The following is a 19648-nucleotide window of genomic DNA, read 5'->3' as shown; positions in this document are numbered from 1 at the left end:
TCTCCTATCATTCAGTAAATTCAGCATTCCATTCATTCTTGATTTCAAGACCGATTGCCTTTGCCGTATCTTTATTCATAATAAATCTCAGGTTTTGAGGAATTTGTACAGGCAGATCAGCTGGCTTGCTTTCTCCCTTTAGGATTTTAACAGCCATTTGACCCGCTTCATAACCGATATCGTAGTATTCAAACCCGTAAGCACCTAAACCACCACTTTTAACAGAGTCAAATTCGCCAACCATCAACGGAAGCTTATTATCATTTGCGACAGAAATAACCGATTCAAGTGCAGATACGACCGTATTATCCGTGATAATGTAGATCGAATCTACTCTACCTAGTAATGATTCAGCTGCCTGTTTTACATCCGCAGATGTCGCAACAGATGCTTCTACTACCGTCATATCCATGTCTTTTAATAGTTCTTTCACCGCATCCACTTGAGCGCGTGAATTTTGTTCGCCGGCGTTGAAGACCATTCCAACATTTTTTGCACCAAGTTCTTCTTTCAAGAACTTCATTGTTGACGGGATTGCCTCAGGATGATTATCGATTGTACCCGTCACATTGCCTCCAGGACTTTCCACTGAAGTAACCAAATCAGCACCGACAGCATCCGTCACCGATGTAAAAATGATTGGTATTACTGTTGTTACGCCGGCCACCGCCTGTGCACTTGGTGTCGAATTGGCAAAAATCAAATCAACACCAGAACTTACAAGGTTATTGGCAATTGTCATGTTGTTGCTGGCATCGTTTTGTGCGTTTTGCACCTCGTACTCCACATCCAAACCTGCATCTTCCAATGCTTTTTTAAAGCCCTCATAAGCAGAATTTAAAGATGTGTGCTCTACGTATTGTGTAACGCCAATTTTATATTTCTTTGTATCCTCGTTTTTTTCTAACGGGTTTTTCCCACCTGACTGCGATGTTGAATTTTTGTCTTCACCTTTTCCACATGCTACAAGAATTAGCATGACACTGAATAGAATAACCGCATACTTTTTCCAGTTTAGCTTCATTATTTTTCCTCCTTGGATTTTTATACTTTTAATAATAATTACTGTTTCATCAATAATTATTCGCTATACTACACTGCTCTTACTATGAAGTCAATAAGATTTTAAATTTTTGAAAAACTAAAGCGCTTTCAATTTTGGCGGGTATTCTTTTTTCATCAAATAATATTAATAATACGTAATATTGAATTAAAATTCAATTATTAACTTATACTATTCTTACTTACCCAATGAAAAGAGTGACCAGCAATTCCAATAGGATTGCTAGTCACTTCTTCCATAAAAATTCTATTTTTCATACATCGCAATGAGCAGTACTGATACATGAAAAGGAACCGACTTTCCCTTACACAAATATAGATTTTTCTAGTTAATTCATTCCAATTGCCACATACTGTGACTCAAGGAAAGCATCCATTCCTTCGTGGCCGCCTTCTTTGCCCATTCCACTTTCTTTCATGCCACCAAAAGGTACTTGCGCAGCGGAAGGAGTCCCATCATTCCACCCGATAATGCCAAAGTTAAGTTGTTCAATTAACAGCGTTCCTTTTGCAACACTTTGAGTGAAGACATAGGCAGCTAAACCATATGGCGTATCATTTGCAAGCTGAATGGCTTCTTCGACTGTTTCAAATTTTTGAACAGGTGCAACAGGACCAAATGTTTCTTCTTGCATGATGATCATTGATGGATTTACCCCGCCAAGTACTGTTGGCTCATAGAAGGTTCCGCCCTCATCTGTTAACGCTTTACCTCCAGCTAATAGAGAAGCACCTTTCGATAATGCATCCTCAACATGCCGAGATACCTTGTCTACACTACTACGATTAATGAGTGGCCCAATATCTATATCCTCGCTGATGCCATCTCCAACTTTTAATTTCTTAGCAGCCTCAGCAAACTTTTCTAAAAACACGTCGTGGATACCTGATTGAACATAAATTCGGTTTGCACACACACAGGTTTGACCGGCATTTCTAAATTTAGAAGCCATAACGCCTTTTACAGCCACCTCAACATCCGCATCGTCTAAAATAACAATCGGTGCATGGCCACCAAGCTCCAATGATAATCGTTTAACTTGATCCGCACTTTGTCGAATTAATACTTTACCAACTTCAGTAGATCCAGTGAACGTAATTTTTCGAACCTTGTCATTTTCCATAATCGCTTTGCCTATTTGCGATGAAGAACCGGTCACTAAGTTAACAACCCCTTTAGGGAATCCAGCTTTTTCACACAGCTCTACTAATTTAACAGCTGATATCGGGCTTTCTCCAGATGGTTTTATGACAATCGTACATCCAGCTGCTAATGCAGGTCCCATCTTACGTGTCAACATAGCTGCCGGGAAATTCCACGGCGTAATTGCTGCGACAACTCCGACTGGCTTTTTCCATACTTGCATACGTTTTTCTCTCGTATGTGAAGGCACCGTTTCACCATAAACACGTTTTGCCTCTTCTGCATACCATTCAATGAACGTAGCGGCATAAGCCACTTCTCCCCTTGATTCATTAATAGGTTTACCCATTTCGCTGGTCATTACTTGAGCCAATTCTTCCAGGTTTTCTACTATAAGTTGGTGTAAGCGCTTTAAATACCCCGCTCTTTCATAAGCAGTCGTTTGTGACCATGTTTGGAAAGCAATATATGCAGCATTGATAGCCTCATGTGCTTCTGCTTCTCCACCAATGGGAACAGTCCCAACAATTTGGCCATTCGCCGGATTCACAACCTCCAACTTATCGAGGTCTTGCCCAACCCATTCACCATTTATATACATTAAATATTCAGTCATTTTTATTTTCCTCCTACTTCAATTGTCGTTCGAAATCACTACATTATTCATCCTTAAGAATGCGATCAATTTCTCTTTGCATATGGTTATCTGAATTGCTCTTTCCGTACTTACCAATCGAATATTTATATAATACAACACCCAGAATCGACCAAACGATTATAATAGCCCATTCATGAGGCCAAATAAGCGCGGACGGCATACCCGGTAAATACAAAATACAAATTCCGATAGACATAATAATTGCGAGCCAGCCTATTAATGTGCCACCTTTAAGATGAAATGGCCTCTTCATATCAGGACTCTTTTTACGCAGTATAACAAATGAGATTGCTACCATTAACCAAGCAACAACCAACGCAAGTCCACCCGCGTCAACTAACCATACAAGTGCCGGCCTGCCAAATAACGGTGCCAATGTAGTCAACACTGCGATTAACAGAATCGCTTTATGGGGTGTCTTGTACTTTGGATGTAACTCTCCCAAAGATTTAGGAAGCATACCTGCTTTAGCAAGTGCGTAAATTGCACGACTTCCTCCGACATAAAAACCAATCCAACTTGACAATATGCCACCTATTCCACCTAAGACAAGGATATTCGCCATCATACGACTGCCACCGAAAGCTTTGCCCATCGCATCAGCTGTTACTAAGTTAGATCCGGCTATTTCCGATGGCGTCAAGACGAGCGACACACCGATGATAATGGCAACATACCATGAAATCGCCAAAACGACAGAAAATATTAATAATTGTCCTATTCTTTTCCGTGGAAGATTAATCTCTTCCGCTGCTTGTGGAATCACGTTAAATCCTACAAACATAAATGGCGTCATGATTAACACAATCATTACTCCCGCTGCTCCTTTTTCAAATAGCGGCTTCATATTTTCGACATTTCCTGTTATAGAACTGCCCGTCACCAGTAAAACACCTGCGATGACAATTATTAATGTAAGAATTGTCATAATGACACTCGTGAACTTAATGCCATGGTAATTTATCCAAGCAATCAGAATAGAACCCACTACACCGACAGCTACCCAAGTTAAGTTAACATCCCAACCTGCAATCGTATATAAATACCCTACACTATAATTCGGTATTAAATATTCAAAAACGGTTGGAAGTGCAACGGCTTCAAAAGCTACTACAGATACGTACCCAAGAACAATTGCCCAAGTGGTTATAAATGATGGCACTCTTCCCATTGCCTTATAAGAATAAAACATTTCTCCCCCTGCTAGCGGAAGAGCTGCAGCTAATTCCGAGTAAGTAAGTCCTACAAGGATAACGAGAATACCACCAATTGCAAACGCTAAAATCGCTCCAAGTGAACCTGCTTCTGTTATCCAAAAGCCAGCTGTAACCACCCATCCCCACCCAATCATTGCTCCAAAAGCAAGAGCGAGGACATCCTTATTCCCTAAAACTTTCAGTAATTTTTGATCTTCCACTTTTCACCCTCCATTAAAAGTTCTTTAGACAGATCTTTGACTAGGAATCATCCAATAATTTTCTTCCTAGTCAAATCTCTGCCCTACCTATTTAATCTATTTTTTATCGATTTAGTTCCTTCTGAACAGCTGCTACCGAATCATGCAATTTTTCAATAACCGTGTTGATTTGTTCCTGATTAATAATCAACGGCGGTGCAAAACAAATAATATCCGTACTTTCATACGTAACAGCACGGCAGATAACCCCCCGCTCATGCAACGCTGCGATAACCCTTGGCGCTACTTTTAGGTCAGATGCAAATCGTTTGTTTGTATCAGGATCGGCAACGAGTTCAAATGCGCCAAGAAGACCGACAGCACGGACATTTCCAACAATATTCAGCTCATTTTTAATCTGTTTGAAACCTTTTAATAGTTCTTCACCCATCTTGCAAGCGTTTTCAACTAACCCCTGCTTTTCAATAATCTCAATATTTTTCAATGCCACAGCGGCTGCCACTGGATGCCCACTATATGTAAAGCCATGAAACAATGTCCCCATTGACTTATCCTTCATCACATCATGGATTTTATCCGAAACGAGAACGCCACCGAGTGGAATATAACCGCTTGTCACACCTTTCGCAAAGCTCATCATATCGGGCTGAACATCCCAGTTTTCCATACCAAACATTTTCCCTGTTCGCCCAAAGCCCGTAATGACTTCATCCGCTATAAAAACAATTCCATATTCATCACAGAGTTTTCGTACTTCTTTAAAGTAGTCATTTGGTGGAATTAAAACCCCACCTGCTCCTTGAATAGGTTCTGCTATAAACGCTGCTATTGTCTCGGGTCCTTCTGCTTCTATCACTTCCCGAATTGAATCGATTGATGTCTTTGTTCCTTCCCAGTAAGGCGTTTCAGCATGAACAAATCCCGACTCCATATGACCGGCCATATCCCAAAACTCTGGAATTCCAGTTGCGCTCGTTGAAGCTGCGGCTACACCATGATAACCACGTTTAAGGGATACAATTTTATTGCGCTCAGGTTTCCCCTGGATTTTCCAGTAATGACGTACTAATTTAAACGCCGAATCATTTGACTCCGAACCGCCAGATGTGAAAAATACCGCATTTAACTTTGATGGCGCGAGATCAGCAATCTTTTTTGCTAGGAGAATGGCCGGTTCATGGCTAAATGTTGAGAACGTTGAACTGAAGGCCAACTTCTCCATTTGTTCTTTTGCTACTTCCGCCAACTCCTTATTCCCGTGCCCGATATTCACATTCCATAAAGAGGACATTGCGTCAATGTAGACATCCCCTTTTTTATCTGTTAAATAGATGCCTTCACCCTTTTCAATAATTAATTTTGCACCGTTTGCTTGTTGATCTTTAATAGATGATGTCGGGTGAATAAAGTGCTTTTTGTCCAATTCGATTAGTTTTTCCACATCGTTTCCTCCTCGTTTGATTAGTACGTAGAATCAAAATATGTATGAAATACCTTTTGAAAACTCGTACATTACTTAATTACGAACTAGCTAAAGTTTCATAATAACTCTAGTATCCGACAAATAAAGCTGAACGATTGACTATCTTTCAAATGATAAAATAGTTTCTTTATACACTAAAAAAGAGCCCATTATATCGACAAAAGGATTAATAAATAAACCTTGTCTATATAACTGGCTCTTATCTAATGTTAGCTCTATCTTATCAATAAAGTCTGCTAGATTTGGCAGTTAATTCAGTAACTATATTTATAAATATACCCATATCTTTTGTTATTGTCAATGGGTTTCTGAAATTTCTTAATATGCATACTATAGTCGCTCAAACAAATCGAAATTGTATGAGGGACTATCCCAATCAAATACGGCTCGGCGTATTTGCGCCCGGATTTTGAATTGAGCTTGCTCAGTTCACTCCTTTCAAAATCCGTGGCATCCGCCGGAGGCTTTAACTTTATTCAGCAGGGGTTTGAACCCCCCACTGAATTGTCTACACTCTTTGCAAACTCTCACCACTTATTGAAGTGGTAAAATTCTGCCGAATGAAGTTAAAAAACCTTAACTCCAGTGAGGAACCATTCTTTCTTCAAGCATTTCCCGATATTGTCCCGTAGAAATCGGTAAAATTTCATTCTTTTCATAATCGAAGACGACACCATATTTTCTAATCAAATCAAGTTTGTCAATCTCTCCCGATGAATACATACTTGCAACTTTTTCAATATCTTCCCGTAGCCACGCCTTACGATTAGACCGGATATACTCTCGTGCTAATACTGTCGCTTGTTCATCAAGTTCAAAAAGATCTAAATCCCGATCAATTTCAGAAATCACAACACCATAGTCTTTTTTCGCTCGTTCAATTGAAACGTATTCGTCAATAACATCCTCCAACACCGCATTCGGGTTTCGTTTTAGTGGATCACCAAGGCCACCACCACCCGCCGAAGGTCTCATAAATGAGTCACCACTCTTAACTTTGACATTAGAGAAAATGGCTCCTAAAAACTCTCTACTATCTTTTTCTGGATTTAACCAAGCACCATGTGGGGAGGAGGGCAACCCACCAGAAATTCCCCAAGTAATAGATCTTGAACGATCACAGCAATAAGACATAACCGTATCGGCAACTGCCGTTAAAACTCCACCTTTTTCAACACCACATCCGCCACGGAATTCACCAGGACCGCCAGAATCCATCATAATTTCGTGTTTGGTAGTTACAACAGGAGATAACCTTTCTTGCCCCTCACAAGATTGAATACTCAAACCGACACCAAACACCGGTGATAAAGCGTTTGCACCGTCTCGATTATTTCTACCTCCATGACCGCCCGCCATCCAGTCATACCACATAAAATACTTTTGTTCTTCCTTTCTTGTATCCCAACCGCCTACTAGTAAGTACTCCAAGTTAAATGAACAGGCTAGTGCTCGTTCTGGGAGAATCGAAGACCATAATTCAAAACAAGCATTCATGATTTTCTCATAGGCTCCCGAACAGAAGCCTGTAACAGCAATTGGACAAGGAGCATTGACAACTGAATTCTCCGGTAATTCGACATGGACAACCCGGTAAAACCCTGAGTTTAGTGGGATTTCCGGAAAAAATGTCTTTGTACCGGCATAGGCGGCGGATAACGAAGCACCATATCCCGCATTTAAAAAGCACCCTATATAGGAGTGTGAACCGCTTAAATCATAAAATACCTCATCATCTTTAATTGTCATTTTCACATTGATTGGGATCAATCCATCCCCAACTTCTGGATCCATATCAATGTAGTCTGTCGATTCCCATGTTCCATCGGGTAAATTTTTCACATTAGCCCTTGTTACACGTTCTACATAATCTTGCACTTCATCAAAAGCGATTAAAACTGTTTCAACCCCATATTTTTTAATCAAAGCAAGAAGTTGTCGTTCCCCTACTTTCGTTGCCTCCACTTGCGACCGTAGATCTCCTAATCGTTCTTCAGGTACACGCATATTGGATACAAGGAGATTTGCTACATCTTTTAAGTAAACGCCTTTGCTATAAATTCGTACTGGAGGAATTCTCATTCCTTCTCCATAATGGTCCTTCGCTTTTATATCAAAAGATCCTGGTACTGAACCACCCATATCTGCCCAATGACCATTTACTTGCATATAGGCAATTATTTCACCCCTGTGAAATACAGGAAGAACAACTCTTGTATCACTAAAATGAGTCCCTCCCCTATAAGGGTCATTGACTAAAAACACATCTCCAGGATGGATATCTCCTTCAAAATCTTCAATGACTGCCTTTGCTGTTAAATGAAGGGTTCCGACATGAACGGAAATATCCTGCGTTCCTTGGGCAATTGTATTTCCTTGTGCATCACAAAGTGCGGAACTGAAATCACGATTATAAATTACAAAAGAATAACAGGTTCTTAACACTTGTTCCGACATTTGGTCAACTAAGTTCACATATGCGTTTCTTAACACTTCAAAAGTTACTGGATCTAATTTACTCTGAAATAATTCTTGTGTAGTAGTCATCTCTATTCTCCTTTTTACTTACTATAATGAATAATGATATTTCTGTAGTCGTCCGCTTTTGCTGTGAAATGAGGAGGTATTACAATCGTTGAATCCAACTGAGAAATAATTGCGGGTCCCTCTATCTCCACCTCCGTAGGGATATCCTCTCTTTGGTAGACAGGTGTATTTACAAAACCACCTGACTCTTCAAAGTAAACAGGCCGCGCTTCCTTAAATGCCAAGTCTACTGTTCCAGGTATAATTTTCTTTGGAAGTTGAGGTTTCTCTACCGTACCGATTGCAGCAACTCGTAATCCGTATATCTCTACACTTTGATCTTTATTAGAAAAAGCGAATTCACGTTCATGTTCCTGATGGAATTGTTCAAGCGCACCTTCAATTGAATCGAGTGTTCGCCCAAGTGTAATAGCCAACGAACGCCATTGACCCGCATATCTCATATCAATATAACGAATAAAGTTCATAGCACTTTCATCAATTTTTTCTTCTTCTAACAGTGCTTTCGCTTCTTTCTCCATTTCAGCAAACTCGGCCTCTAATGCATCAATTGAAACACTCTTTGCATCTACCAAATATGTTTTTGTGATATCATGTTGAACGTCAACCATCAAGCAGCCCATCGCAGCTGCTACCCCGGAATGCGGTGGAATAATAACTGTTGGAATGTCCATTTCTTTTGCCAAATAAGCCCCATGAAGACCACCAGCACCGCCAAATGCAACAAGCGCAAAATCACGTGGATCATAGCCCCGACGCACTGATATTAAGCGAAGCGCATCACACATATTTGCATTTGCAACTTTTAAAATTGAGTTCGCTGCTTCTGCTACATCTAGATTAAATGGATCTCCTATGTAGTCATACACCGCTTTTAATGAAGCTTCCTTATCTAATATCATTTGACCGCCAAGCAACTTTGTATCCAATCTTCCAAGAACTATATTTGCATCGGTATTCGTTGGTTCTACACCACCGAGTCCATAACAAGCTGGACCTGGCTCAGCCCCAGCACTATGTGGCCCATTCCGTAGAGACCCTCCCTCGTCAATCCAAGAGATGCTCCCTCCTCCGGCTCCAATTGTTAGTATTTCTATACTTGGAAATCCGATTGGATAGCCATATTCAATATACCAATCTTTCGTTATCCTTAATTCATTCTCATACATTAATGAGATATCAGTACTCGTTCCACCCATATCAAAACCAATTGCATTTTCATGTCCACATAAATTTGCAATGTATTTACTTGCAATTGCACCTGCTGCAATCCCAGAACTGGCCATGCGAGCAGAATAACGTGGAACTGTTTCCGAAGTCATTACTCCTCCTCCAGAATGAAGAACTAAAATATCCCCCTCATAACCTAAACCTTTCATCTCCACCTCAAGCTTTTGAATATAATGACTTACCGTTGGACCGAGGACGGCATTTACAATTGTTGTACTCATTCTTTCATGTTCAAAAATTTCAGGTAAAATATCACTTGATGCACAAATAAAAACGTCTCCCAATTCTTCTTGAAGAATTTCTTTTACCCTTGCTTCGTTTTCCCCGTTGTTATAAGCATTTATAAAACAAATCGCAACAGATTCAACACCGCGCCTCTTTAACTTAGCACCTAAAGCTCGTACTTCTTCCTCATTGATTTCCTCTAATATATTTCCTGCATAGTCCATTCTTTCTGTTACTTCGAATCGGTTACGTCGCTTAATATAAGGTGGTGCCACGTCATTATACGCATCCCATAAGTCTAATCTTGTTCCATCACGAATCTCAGTTACATCTCGAAATCCTTTTGTTGTTACAAGCGCAGTGTTAGGTAACTTCCGCTCAATCAATGCATTCGTTCCAACTGTAGTACCATGTGAAAACTGTAGAATATCCTTTCCTGATAACCCTGTACTTTTAACTGCTGCTAGTATTCCTTTTTCGGGTTCTGATGGTGTAGATGATACTTTTGTAATAAACATTTTTTTATTCTTTTCATCGAAAACAAACACATCTGTAAATGTTCCTCCAACATCAACTGCGAAACGATAATCTGTCAATCCATTCCTCTCCCTTTATCTCTTTTTTGCAAACGCTTTCAAACCAACCGAAAAATAGCCAGTTAAGCCCCTCAATAATACATTGAGTAACTTAACTGGCCCCGATCTACTTTTTTATTCAGCAGATTCAACAGTTAATTAACAACTTGCCCTTGAATGCTTCGCGGTGTACAAGTAGTGTCTAACTACCTTTTTAACGAAGTCATTATTGATAATAATTACTATATAACAAGTTTTATTGTAAGTCAATTCTTTAATTTCTAATTATTGAACTTAATGGAAATAGTAAATGTTTTGATGGTTCCTTTAGCATTTACGCAATATACTCATCATGCGTAATATCACTAGCTTCCTTCTTAATGTAATACTTACCTTTCGTCATTATCGCGAGAATAATCGCTAAGACAAAAGCAATTCCGGCCGCCATAAATGCAGCAAAAGCTTGTAAGAATTCACCCATATAACCGAATGCGGCAATAGATCCTATTAAACTAGCTACAATTAACGAAATAGTTCCAACTGGATTCCACGCATACAAGTATTCCTTCCTATGTTCAAAATATCGAGGACCAATCTTAAGTAACTTCTTTATTACGCATGCATCTGTAACTAAGATTGCCGCCCATGACAGAAGGAAAACACCTTGGAATGTTAGCAAACTACTAAGATGATCTAATACCCCGCCTAGCATTAAGAAAATTGCAGCAATTGAAGTAAAGGCAACCCAAAATTTTCGTCCAGGTTTAAACGTAAAGACGTTTTCAAAGAATGTTGCAAGTGATAAAGAACCACTATACAAATTAGTGATATTGATCCTTAGTTGGGTTAGGATTGTGAATGCAGCTCCACCTATCCCTAAAAGCTGCACATAGTAGATTCCCGGGTTTTGTTCACCTATGCGGACACCAAACCATATACCTATAGCACCCATTAGAAGGAAAGCTACAAATTGCGGGAGGAATCCTACAGCAAACACACCTATTTTAAACTCTTCTTTTTTAATAAATCTTGCGTAGTCTGATACAAGAAGTGCCAAAATCCCAACTAGTCCATTCATGATTCCGATACATGCAATCAAGCCTACTCCGCCCACTTTAGTTCCTTCTGGTAGGTATGTCCACACATTTCCAGTAAAGAATGGCGTTATTTTCAGTGCTGCTATAACTCCAGAAATAAATAATATAACAAAAATTGGCATTGACCATTTTTGCAGTTTGTCCAATTGCTTTATTCCAAACCAATTAAGCGGAATAACGATTAATCCAAAGAAGACCATTAAAGCCCAAACTGGTATGACTTTAATATATTCATGGACTGCAAATGCCATAATCGCACCCTCAATCGCAGAATACATAATAAAGTTTAACGCATAGATTAATGATGTAATGGAAGCTCCAATATAGCCAAACCCTCCACCCCGTGCCATTAAGTTTACATTCATACCTGTTTTCGCTGCGAAATAGGCAATTCCTATTCCTAGAGCGCCTCCTAAGATTGTCGCATAGATAACGGCAAGTAATGCATTCATCGCACCAAAGTTAAGTGCCATTAGGCTTCCCATTTGCATAAATAACATTGCCGTTGCGACGCCTAGTGCGACATTGGTAAGGCTAACCCAACTCATACTTCTTCCTTTTAACGGAACCTTTTCTAATGCAAAATCATCTTTCGTTTCCTCTTCTTTAATAGGCTGATTTACTATTTTTGTCATATCATCATCTCCTATTCCCCTTTTCCTGAAAGAGTATTCTAAATTGCGAGTCTACTGTTTTTAAAAAAATATGAAATTACATGACTACTAACTTCAAACTAGAATTATATCCCTCCCCTATGATTTCTAATTATGAAAGCGTCTTCATTTAACGTAAAAATAACCAGCTAAGTCATCCAATTGTACATAAGTACAATGAATAGCTTAACTGGTCATGATCCACTTTTATTTCGCAGATTCTACAGTTATTTATTAGTCGACACATTCAATGCTTCGCGGTAAATAAGCAGTGCTTAACTACTTTTAATGCGGAGTCATTATTCACATTTCCTATTCTATAACAATTATAGTTATAAGTCAATTCTTTATTTTCTAACTATAGCCACACTTTTGTACTTTTATGTGGTTAGTATATGCACTTATATAAGTTGAATTTAAGTTTTACACTTTTGTTGATTCTACATATGCTTGTTTGACGCGTTTGTTTCAACTATTCAAGTATAAATGGGCCGTTGATATTTCGTTCAACTTATATAGTCAAATAACGATTTGATATATCCAGTTGATCCTTCGTCAATTCAGATTTTATTAATCAGATCAACGAGCGTCTTTGTACTTTCATGAATGCTCTCTGTTGAACGCTGAATCGTTTCAGCTTGGTCAGTTTGGTCGCCAATCATCTTATTGACCGTACCAATTTGAGTGAGCATTAAGTCAATTGCATTAGTCACTTTGTCAATTGTTGCTTCAATTTCATCCACTGCTTTTGAACTACTGATAGCGAGTGAACGCACCTCTTCAGCGACTACATTAAACCCCTTTCCAAGATCTCCTGCTCGAGCAGCCTCGATGGCAGCGTTTAACCCCAGCAAATTAGTCTGGTTTGCGATGTCTTTTATGAGACTGGTCACGTTTTTTGTATCTTGCGCATGAGTGTTCATTTTATCAGCAATCGCAACGGTTTCTTTGTATGTATCTGCCATGTCCTGAATCCGTTCAGTGAAAGAGCGAACGGATGTCGTTAATTGCTCAGCTGAATGTGAAAATTCGGTCGTATATTCAGAAATATCTGCCTCCAATTCTTTTTTAGCTTTTTGTTTCGTAATATCACGAATAGTACCTGCGACCCGGATTGGCTTCCCTAAAGAATCTCTTAACGTTTCCCCATTCGAATGATACCAGCAATAGTGTCCGTCTCTATGCTTTAAACGATATTGAATGTCGTACGGTGTCTGACCTAAACGATCGATGACATGATTTTTCAAAACACTAAAAACAATGCTCTTATCATCAGGATGAATAAGATCGCTCCAACTACTTAACAGGTTCGGAAAGTCTCTCTCGTTTTGGAAACCCAGCATTTTACGAACTTGTGGTGACCACCAGAACTGGTTTTGTTCATTCAGTGGTTCATCAGTTAAAATAATCATTTCCCATGGAGCTTCCACCGTTTCAATATTTTTGCTAAGAGCGGCATTAATGAGTTCAAATCGCGTTAAAACATCATCAAGGGCTAGGCGCTCCAGTTTCGCTTTATGAATATCGATATTAGCGCCAACAACTCGGATTGGTGTACCATCTGCCTCTCGAACTGTTAAAGCAATTGCACGATGCCAGCGATATTCCCCATTTTTGTTTTTCAACCGATGCTCCACGTCATAAGGTGTTCGGTCAGTTTTGTCCAACATATGTTGTTCAAATGATTTAATAGCGAGATCCTTATCTTCTGGATGCAAAAGTACAACCCAGCTGTCGAGTGTATTCGGAAAGTCATGAACACCTTCAAAACCAAGGATACTTCTAAACTGATTGGACCAGATAAACGTATTATGTGGATTCACAGGATCCCTTGAGTCAATAAACATATCCCATAATCCAATCCTTGCCTCTTTATTTAATAATTCAATACTAATTGCAACGTTCATTGATTTTACACTCACCAAATCTAATAGCTTGTTCATTTGTCGGGCAATTGGCTGCAACTCAGATTCGATTGAATCGACAGAAAAACGAGCAGATAAATCCCCGTTTTCCACTTTCCCTTCTACCTGCTCCCCCATATAAAGGAACTTTTCTGTGTCTAACCTTTGCGATTGTTGTTTAAATAACGATTTCATCTCATAATCCTCCTTTGATTCGTCAGGTCTTAAGTACTCTACCTTCTGGTCGGAAGTGCAAAAAACGGAGATTTCTTAATAATACAGCACAACATTATTTCTTGGCAGACACTCAAAACCGCATAAAGTTTATCTGTCTAACGCCATACAGTCACTCCTTCAAACCTTATAGAAGATTTGAAGAAGTGACTGATGTTTTAACCAATAAACCTGTCGTTAGCAGTTTTTACAACCTGATTTACAGGTTTTCACAGGTTTCTGTTCTTCCCAACTAGGAAGCATTTTATTCAATAATCTATCTTCTCGGTAACCTAATACATACTCAGCCTGCATAATTGTATGAATTTCACGTGTTCCTTCATATATAACAGGTGCTTTGGAATTTCGTAAATAACGCTCAACAGGGTAATCATTGGAATAACCGTATGCACCATGGATTTGAACAGCGTCATCTGCTGCCTTATTGGCAAAATCACAGGCCTGCCATTTTGCAAGTGATGTTTCACGCGTATTACGTTTTCCTTTATTTTTCAATTCTCCTGCACGATAGACGAGTAAGCTACTCATCTGCAAGCCTGCTTCCATATTCGCTATCATTTGTTGAACAAGTTGATGATTGCCTATGGATTTTCCAAATGTTTCTCGTTCATTACAATAACTAACACTCGCTTCAATACACGCCATAATTTGCCCCACTGCTCCTGCCGCCACAGTGAAACGGCCATTGTCTAGCGCAGCCATTGCAATTTTGAATCCTTCGCCTTCTTCACCAAGTAAGTTTTCTTTAGGAACCTTTACGTTTTCGAAGAATAGTTCTCCCGTATTTCCTGCGCGAATTCCCATTTTTCCTGTTATCGCTTTTGAAGAAAAACCTTCCCAAGATCGTTCTACAATGAATGCAGAAATCCCTTTATGCTTTTTTGACTTATCATCTGTGTAGGCAAATACTAAGAAATTATCTGCAACATCACATAAGGAAATCCATGTCTTTTGACCATTTAAAATATAATGATCACCCTCTTTTACTGCTGTAGATTGCATCGCAGCAACATCCGACCCTGCTCCAGGCTCAGTTAAACCAAAAGCACCAATTTTTTCACCCTTTGCTTGCGGAACTAAATACTTTTGTTTCTGTTCCTCTGTTCCCCATTGCAACAACGTCATGCTATTTAAACCGATGTGTACGGAGACCGCTGTTCGGAAAGCTGTGTCTCCACGCTCTAATTCTTCACAAACAATCGCTAACGAATTATAATCCATGCCACTTCCACCGTAATCTTCCGGAATACAAACTCCCATTATTCCGAGCTCAGCAAGCTTTGGCATAATCGCTGGATCATATTTCCCTTCACGATCCCACGCTCCGATATGAGGCATGATTTCTTTATCCACAAATCCTCTTACTGTGCTACGCAACATATCTTGCTCCTCTGAAAATGAAAAATTCATTATTCTATCTCCCTTTTAAACTACTTATTTTTATACAGACCCAGTCGATCCATTATTTCATCATGATGCTCCCCAGGATCAGGTGGATGGTAGTTAATTTTTATCGGCGTCCGTGATAGCTTCAAAGGACTACCAATCATCCGAATAGTCCCTGCTGTCGGGTGCTCCCGTGTAATGAACATGTCACGTGATTGCAGCTGCACATCTTTTATAACTTCTTCCAAATTTTGAATAGGGCCACTAGGGATATTATTATTTCGGCACATTCCTTGCCAATAGGCTGTAGATTTAGTTAGGAAAACCAGTTGAAGCAAAGGAATCAATTCTTCTCGATGTTGCACACGTTTCGGATTTGTCTTAAAACGTTCATCCATTGCCAAATTGGGCGTACTAAGTACATGACATAATGCTTTAAACTGATTATCATTTCCAACGGCAATAACCATTTCGCCATCCTTTGTTTGGAATGTTTGGTAGGGAACAATGTTTGCATGTGCGTTTCCAAGAGCTGTCGGAATTTCTTCGGACATCAAATAGTTACTACCAACATTTACTAATGAACTCACAGCAGAATCATAGAGTGAAATATCCAGCTTCTGACCTACTCCCGACCGCACTCTTTCAAGCAAAGCAGCTTGAATTCCAATGCATGCGTATAAACCTGTCAAAACATCTACAATTGCAACTCCAAATTTTTGTGGGCCCGATTCTTTGGTTCCTGTGATGCTCATGAGTCCGCTCATCGCTTGGATCACAAAGTCATAACCCGGCATATAACGATTTGGGCCCGTTTCTCCAAATCCCGTAATCGAACAATAAACAATTCGGGGATTTAGCTCGAAAAGAGTGTCATACCCTAAACCAAAACGCTCCATTGTTCCCGTTTTGAAGTTATGAACAATAACATCACTCTCACTTACCAGCGTCTTTATGATTCCAATACCTTCATCGGTTTTTAAATCTGCAAAAATCGCTTTTTTATTACGGTTTGCACTCAAATAATAAGCGCTTACATCGTTATGAAATGGCGGACCCCATTTACGGGTTTCATCACTTCCGCCAGGTGCTTCAACTTTAATCACTTCCGCACCCAGGTCACCTAAAATCATCGTACAATATGGACCTGCAAGAACTCGTGATAAGTCAAGGATCTTTATCGTATCCAGTGCCCCACTCACACGCTCACTCCTTTCACTGAAATTAAAAAGCCAATTCAAAAAGACTACAGTTTTGCTGTAAGTCAAATTGAACTGGCTTTTTATCTGCGATTAGAAATCTCGGAAAAGATTTTCTACAGATTAGGCAGTGTCGGCTTTAATGCCAATCATGTGAAACTAATGTTTCGTCATGATTCATTATTCAAAATGTTATCACATTATGACGAACTTGTAAACATAGAAAGATAACCTTTGAAACCATTTGATGGCGTTTCATATTCAATTCGAAGGGATTAATGTAAATCAGAGCATTCTGTTTACTGTTCTATTCATTTCTAAAATCATAGGATTGGATTCAAGTTTACTTTAAAAAGCTGTTGAAACTACTCAAAAGCTGTGATAAGGTGGAAATTGTATCCAATATGGATTGAGGTGAATATTTTGACTCTTGAAAAAAAACGCATTAAGCAAGCTAAATCTACAATTGTTCATTATGTAACTGAAAATCTTAGACGTGCCATTCTTGATGGAACGCTACAAAAAGGGGAGCGACTCATCCAAGAAGAATGGGCGGATCGCCTTGAAGTGAGTCGGATGCCAATACGCGAAGCGCTCACCCAGCTTGAACTTGAGGGCTTGGTCGAAATGGTGCCGAATAGAGGAGCGATTGTAACCCCCATTACACGTGATGACATTGAGGAGATTTTCCATGTACGAGCCCTTTTAGAAGGTTTGGTCGTGGAAAAATCACTTCCGTTTTTAACAGAAGAAGATAAAGAGCAGCTTAAAGAAATTTTAGTTCAAATGGAGAATCTTGAAATATCAGATGAAACAAACGAAGTGTACATCGCTTTGAACGCAGCATTTCATGAGCTACTTGGGCAAGGTTGTCAATGGCCACGTGCACATAAAATGGTTAACACACTGGGCATTTCTCCAATCGCACCTAACCTACTAAAGCCTTATTACCGTGAAACACAAGAAGAACACAGGCGGATTTATGAAGCCGTTCTACGCGGAGATCCTGCCGAACTACGTTCAATCGTTGAATACCATATTTTACACACGAAAAATAACTTGATTTACATCATGGAGCAATTGAACACAGAACGCTCAAAATAAAAAGGAGGTAATGCACATATGTATGATTTTGTAATCGTCGGAGGAGGAATTGTAGGTTTATCAACAGGGATGGCACTTTATAACCGCTATCCCGATGCCAAAATAGTCGTGATTGAAAAAGAAGACACACTTGCTTCTCACCAAACAGGCCATAACAGCGGTGTCATTCATTCTGGGATTTACTATAAACCCGGTAGTTATAAAGCACGTTTTGCAAAACAAGGAAGTCAATCGATGGTCCGATTTTGTGAAGAACATGCTATCGAGCATGATATTTGTGGAAAAGTTATTGTTGCAACGAAGCAGGAGGAACTCCCACTTCTTGATGATCTATATGAGAGAGGGCTTCAAAATGAATTGGCCATCGAAAGGATTTCTGCTGACGAATTAAAAGAAATCGAGCCTCACGTAAATGGGCTTGGAGCAATTCGCGTAGCCGCAGCTGGAATTGTGAATTATCGGCAAGTGAGTGAGAAGTTTGCTGATATTATCCGTGAAAATGGTGGTGAAATTAGACTAGGTACAAAAGTTAATAAGATGGACGAACGTCAAGATGGCGTAACAATCGAAACAAGTAAAGGTTCAATTGAAGCACAAGTCGTTATTAACTGCGCCGGCCTCCATAGTGATCGTGTTGCTTTCTCTGCTGGCTATAAAACGGATATGAAAATTGTTCCGTTTCGCGGGGAGTACTTTAAGTTGAAACCGGAAAAAAGACATCTTGTTAAACACCTGATTTATCCGGTGCCGAATCCTGATTTTCCATTTCTAGGTGTTCATTTCACACGAATGATTGACGGAGAAGTGGATGCAGGCCCAAATGCTGTTCTAAGTTTTAAGCGTGAAGGTTATAAAAAAACTGATTTTAGTGCAAGGGATTTGGCAGAAGTCTTGACTTATAAAGGATTTTGGAAGCTCGCTGGGAAGTTCGCAAAAGAAGGAATGAGCGAGTATTCACGCTCATTTAGTAAAAGACTTTTTACGAAGAGTCTACAAGAGCTAATCCCGGAGATTCAACAAGATGATCTTATTCCAGCACCTGCTGGTGTACGTGCACAAGCGATTCGAGATGATGGCAATATGGTCGATGATTTCCAAATTATCGTTGGAAAAAGGACCATTCATGTTTGCAATGCCCCATCTCCTGCCGCCACTGCTTCTATTGAAATTGGAAAAGAAATAGTTCGTCGGGTTCCAGTACAATCTCACTTAATTGAAGTAACACCTTAAAAACTTAATTGGAGGGAAAAACCATGATGTTCAATGGCAAAACAATTTTTCTAGCTGGACATGCTCGTCTTCCACAAGGAATGGCAGCAAAAAGTGTTTTTAATACACTTTCTATTACAGCAGTTGTCGATACAAAATACGGTGTCATCATAGATGCTTCCTGTACACTTGTGACAGATCACGGTCGTGAATTTATCAAACAAGTATTAACAGGCTATAGTTTAAAAGATGGAATAGACGAACCAACTGCCGCAATTAAAAAATATTACCAAGGTAAAGCAACAAATGCACTTGTTGCCGCATTGAAAGATTTAAGCCTTCATTATAATCAAATTAATGAAGATGACCAAAAGAAAAAAGATTAATCTAATTAGTTGACGTATTCAGTTCACCGTGATATCTTTGAAATTAGTAAAATAGATATTCACCTTTGGAAAACACCTTTTCAAAATCGTGAATAATGCATATAACAGTACAATTAGGAAATGAATAGATGACTG

At 39.4% G+C, this 19648-nt stretch carries 13 protein-coding genes; 3 read left to right on the top strand and 10 right to left on the bottom strand.

Going from position 1 to position 19648, the window contains the following annotated elements; genetic code table 11:
• Positions 1–7: 7 nt before the first annotated feature.
• The 10 genes from H4683_RS05475 to H4683_RS05430 all read right to left on the bottom strand — a co-directional run bounded on the left by H4683_RS05475 (position 8) and on the right by H4683_RS05430 (position 16817).
• Complete coding sequence (locus H4683_RS05475) at positions 8–1024, bottom strand: ABC transporter substrate-binding protein (protein ID WP_192597828.1); 1017 nt, start codon at positions 1022–1024, stop codon at positions 8–10.
• Between the two features lie 367 nt (positions 1025–1391).
• Positions 1392–2822, bottom strand: a complete 1431-nt coding sequence (locus H4683_RS05470) for an NAD-dependent succinate-semialdehyde dehydrogenase (RefSeq protein ID WP_192597827.1) — start codon at positions 2820–2822, stop codon at positions 1392–1394.
• 43 nt (positions 2823–2865) lie between these two features.
• Positions 2866–4281: an amino acid permease gene (locus H4683_RS05465; RefSeq protein WP_192597826.1), complete on the bottom strand. Its 1416-nt coding sequence runs from the start codon at positions 4279–4281 to the stop codon at positions 2866–2868.
• 103 nt (positions 4282–4384) lie between these two features.
• A complete protein-coding gene (locus H4683_RS05460; RefSeq protein ID WP_192597825.1) occupies positions 4385–5722 on the bottom strand; it encodes an aminotransferase class III-fold pyridoxal phosphate-dependent enzyme in 1338 nt (445 codons plus the stop codon).
• A gap of 618 nt (positions 5723–6340) precedes the next feature.
• Positions 6341–8311, bottom strand: coding sequence for a hydantoinase B/oxoprolinase family protein (locus H4683_RS05455; protein WP_192597824.1), 1971 nt, complete (start codon positions 8309–8311; stop codon positions 6341–6343).
• A gap of 14 nt (positions 8312–8325) precedes the next feature.
• Positions 8326–10362 (bottom strand): hydantoinase/oxoprolinase family protein, encoded by a 2037-nt coding sequence (locus H4683_RS05450; protein WP_192597823.1) that lies wholly within the window; start codon positions 10360–10362, stop codon positions 8326–8328.
• Positions 10363–10675: 313 nt separating this feature from the next.
• The gene (locus H4683_RS05445) at positions 10676–12073 is read right to left on the bottom strand and encodes a purine-cytosine permease family protein (protein WP_192597822.1); all 1398 of its coding nucleotides are present in this window, start codon (positions 12071–12073) and stop codon (positions 10676–10678) included.
• Between the two features lie 578 nt (positions 12074–12651).
• Positions 12652–14190, bottom strand: a complete 1539-nt coding sequence (locus H4683_RS05440; RefSeq protein WP_192597821.1) for a methyl-accepting chemotaxis protein — start codon at positions 14188–14190, stop codon at positions 12652–12654.
• A gap of 216 nt (positions 14191–14406) precedes the next feature.
• A complete protein-coding gene (locus tag H4683_RS05435) occupies positions 14407–15639 on the bottom strand; it encodes an acyl-CoA dehydrogenase family protein (protein ID WP_192597820.1) in 1233 nt (410 codons plus the stop codon).
• Between the two features lie 20 nt (positions 15640–15659).
• Positions 15660–16817, bottom strand: coding sequence for a CoA transferase (locus tag H4683_RS05430; protein ID WP_192597819.1), 1158 nt, complete (start codon positions 16815–16817; stop codon positions 15660–15662).
• Between the two features lie 420 nt (positions 16818–17237).
• Between H4683_RS05430 and H4683_RS05425 the strand changes: the two genes are divergently transcribed.
• The 3 genes from H4683_RS05425 to H4683_RS05415 are packed head-to-tail and all read left to right on the top strand — an operon-like array spanning position 17238 to position 19513.
• Positions 17238–17918, top strand: a complete 681-nt coding sequence (locus H4683_RS05425) for a GntR family transcriptional regulator (RefSeq protein WP_192597818.1) — start codon at positions 17238–17240, stop codon at positions 17916–17918.
• Between the two features lie 18 nt (positions 17919–17936).
• Positions 17937–19148 carry an L-2-hydroxyglutarate oxidase gene (lhgO, locus tag H4683_RS05420; RefSeq protein WP_192597817.1) on the top strand — a complete coding sequence of 404 codons (1212 nt, stop codon included), beginning with the start codon at positions 17937–17939 and terminating at the stop codon, positions 19146–19148.
• Positions 19149–19171: 23 nt separating this feature from the next.
• Complete coding sequence (locus tag H4683_RS05415; protein ID WP_192597816.1) at positions 19172–19513, top strand: DUF3870 domain-containing protein; 342 nt, start codon at positions 19172–19174, stop codon at positions 19511–19513.
• Positions 19514–19648: the final 135 nt, after the last annotated feature.

It is taken from the genome of Sporosarcina limicola (assembly GCF_014873855.1).
Classification (GTDB): Bacteria; Bacillota; Bacilli; order Bacillales_A; family Planococcaceae; genus Sporosarcina; species Sporosarcina limicola.
This window is presented reverse-complemented; position numbering and strand designations above follow the sequence as displayed.

Coding starts and splice junctions, on each gene's coding strand:
- H4683_RS05475 (WP_192597828.1), bottom strand. CDS start 1,024: ATGAAGCTAAACTGGAAAAAGTATGCGGTTATTCTATTCAGTGTCATG.
- H4683_RS05470 (WP_192597827.1), bottom strand. CDS start 2,822: ATGACTGAATATTTAATGTATATAAATGGTGAATGGGTTGGGCAAGAC.
- H4683_RS05455 (WP_192597824.1), bottom strand. CDS start 8,311: ATGACTACTACACAAGAATTATTTCAGAGTAAATTAGATCCAGTAACT.
- H4683_RS05445 (WP_192597822.1), bottom strand. CDS start 12,073: ATGACAAAAATAGTAAATCAGCCTATTAAAGAAGAGGAAACGAAAGAT.
- H4683_RS05440 (WP_192597821.1), bottom strand. CDS start 14,190: ATGAAATCGTTATTTAAACAACAATCGCAAAGGTTAGACACAGAAAAG.
- H4683_RS05435 (WP_192597820.1), bottom strand. CDS start 15,639: ATGAATTTTTCATTTTCAGAGGAGCAAGATATGTTGCGTAGCACAGTA.
- lhgO (WP_192597817.1), top strand. CDS start 17,937: ATGTATGATTTTGTAATCGTCGGAGGAGGAATTGTAGGTTTATCAACA.
- H4683_RS05415 (WP_192597816.1), top strand. CDS start 19,172: ATGATGTTCAATGGCAAAACAATTTTTCTAGCTGGACATGCTCGTCTT.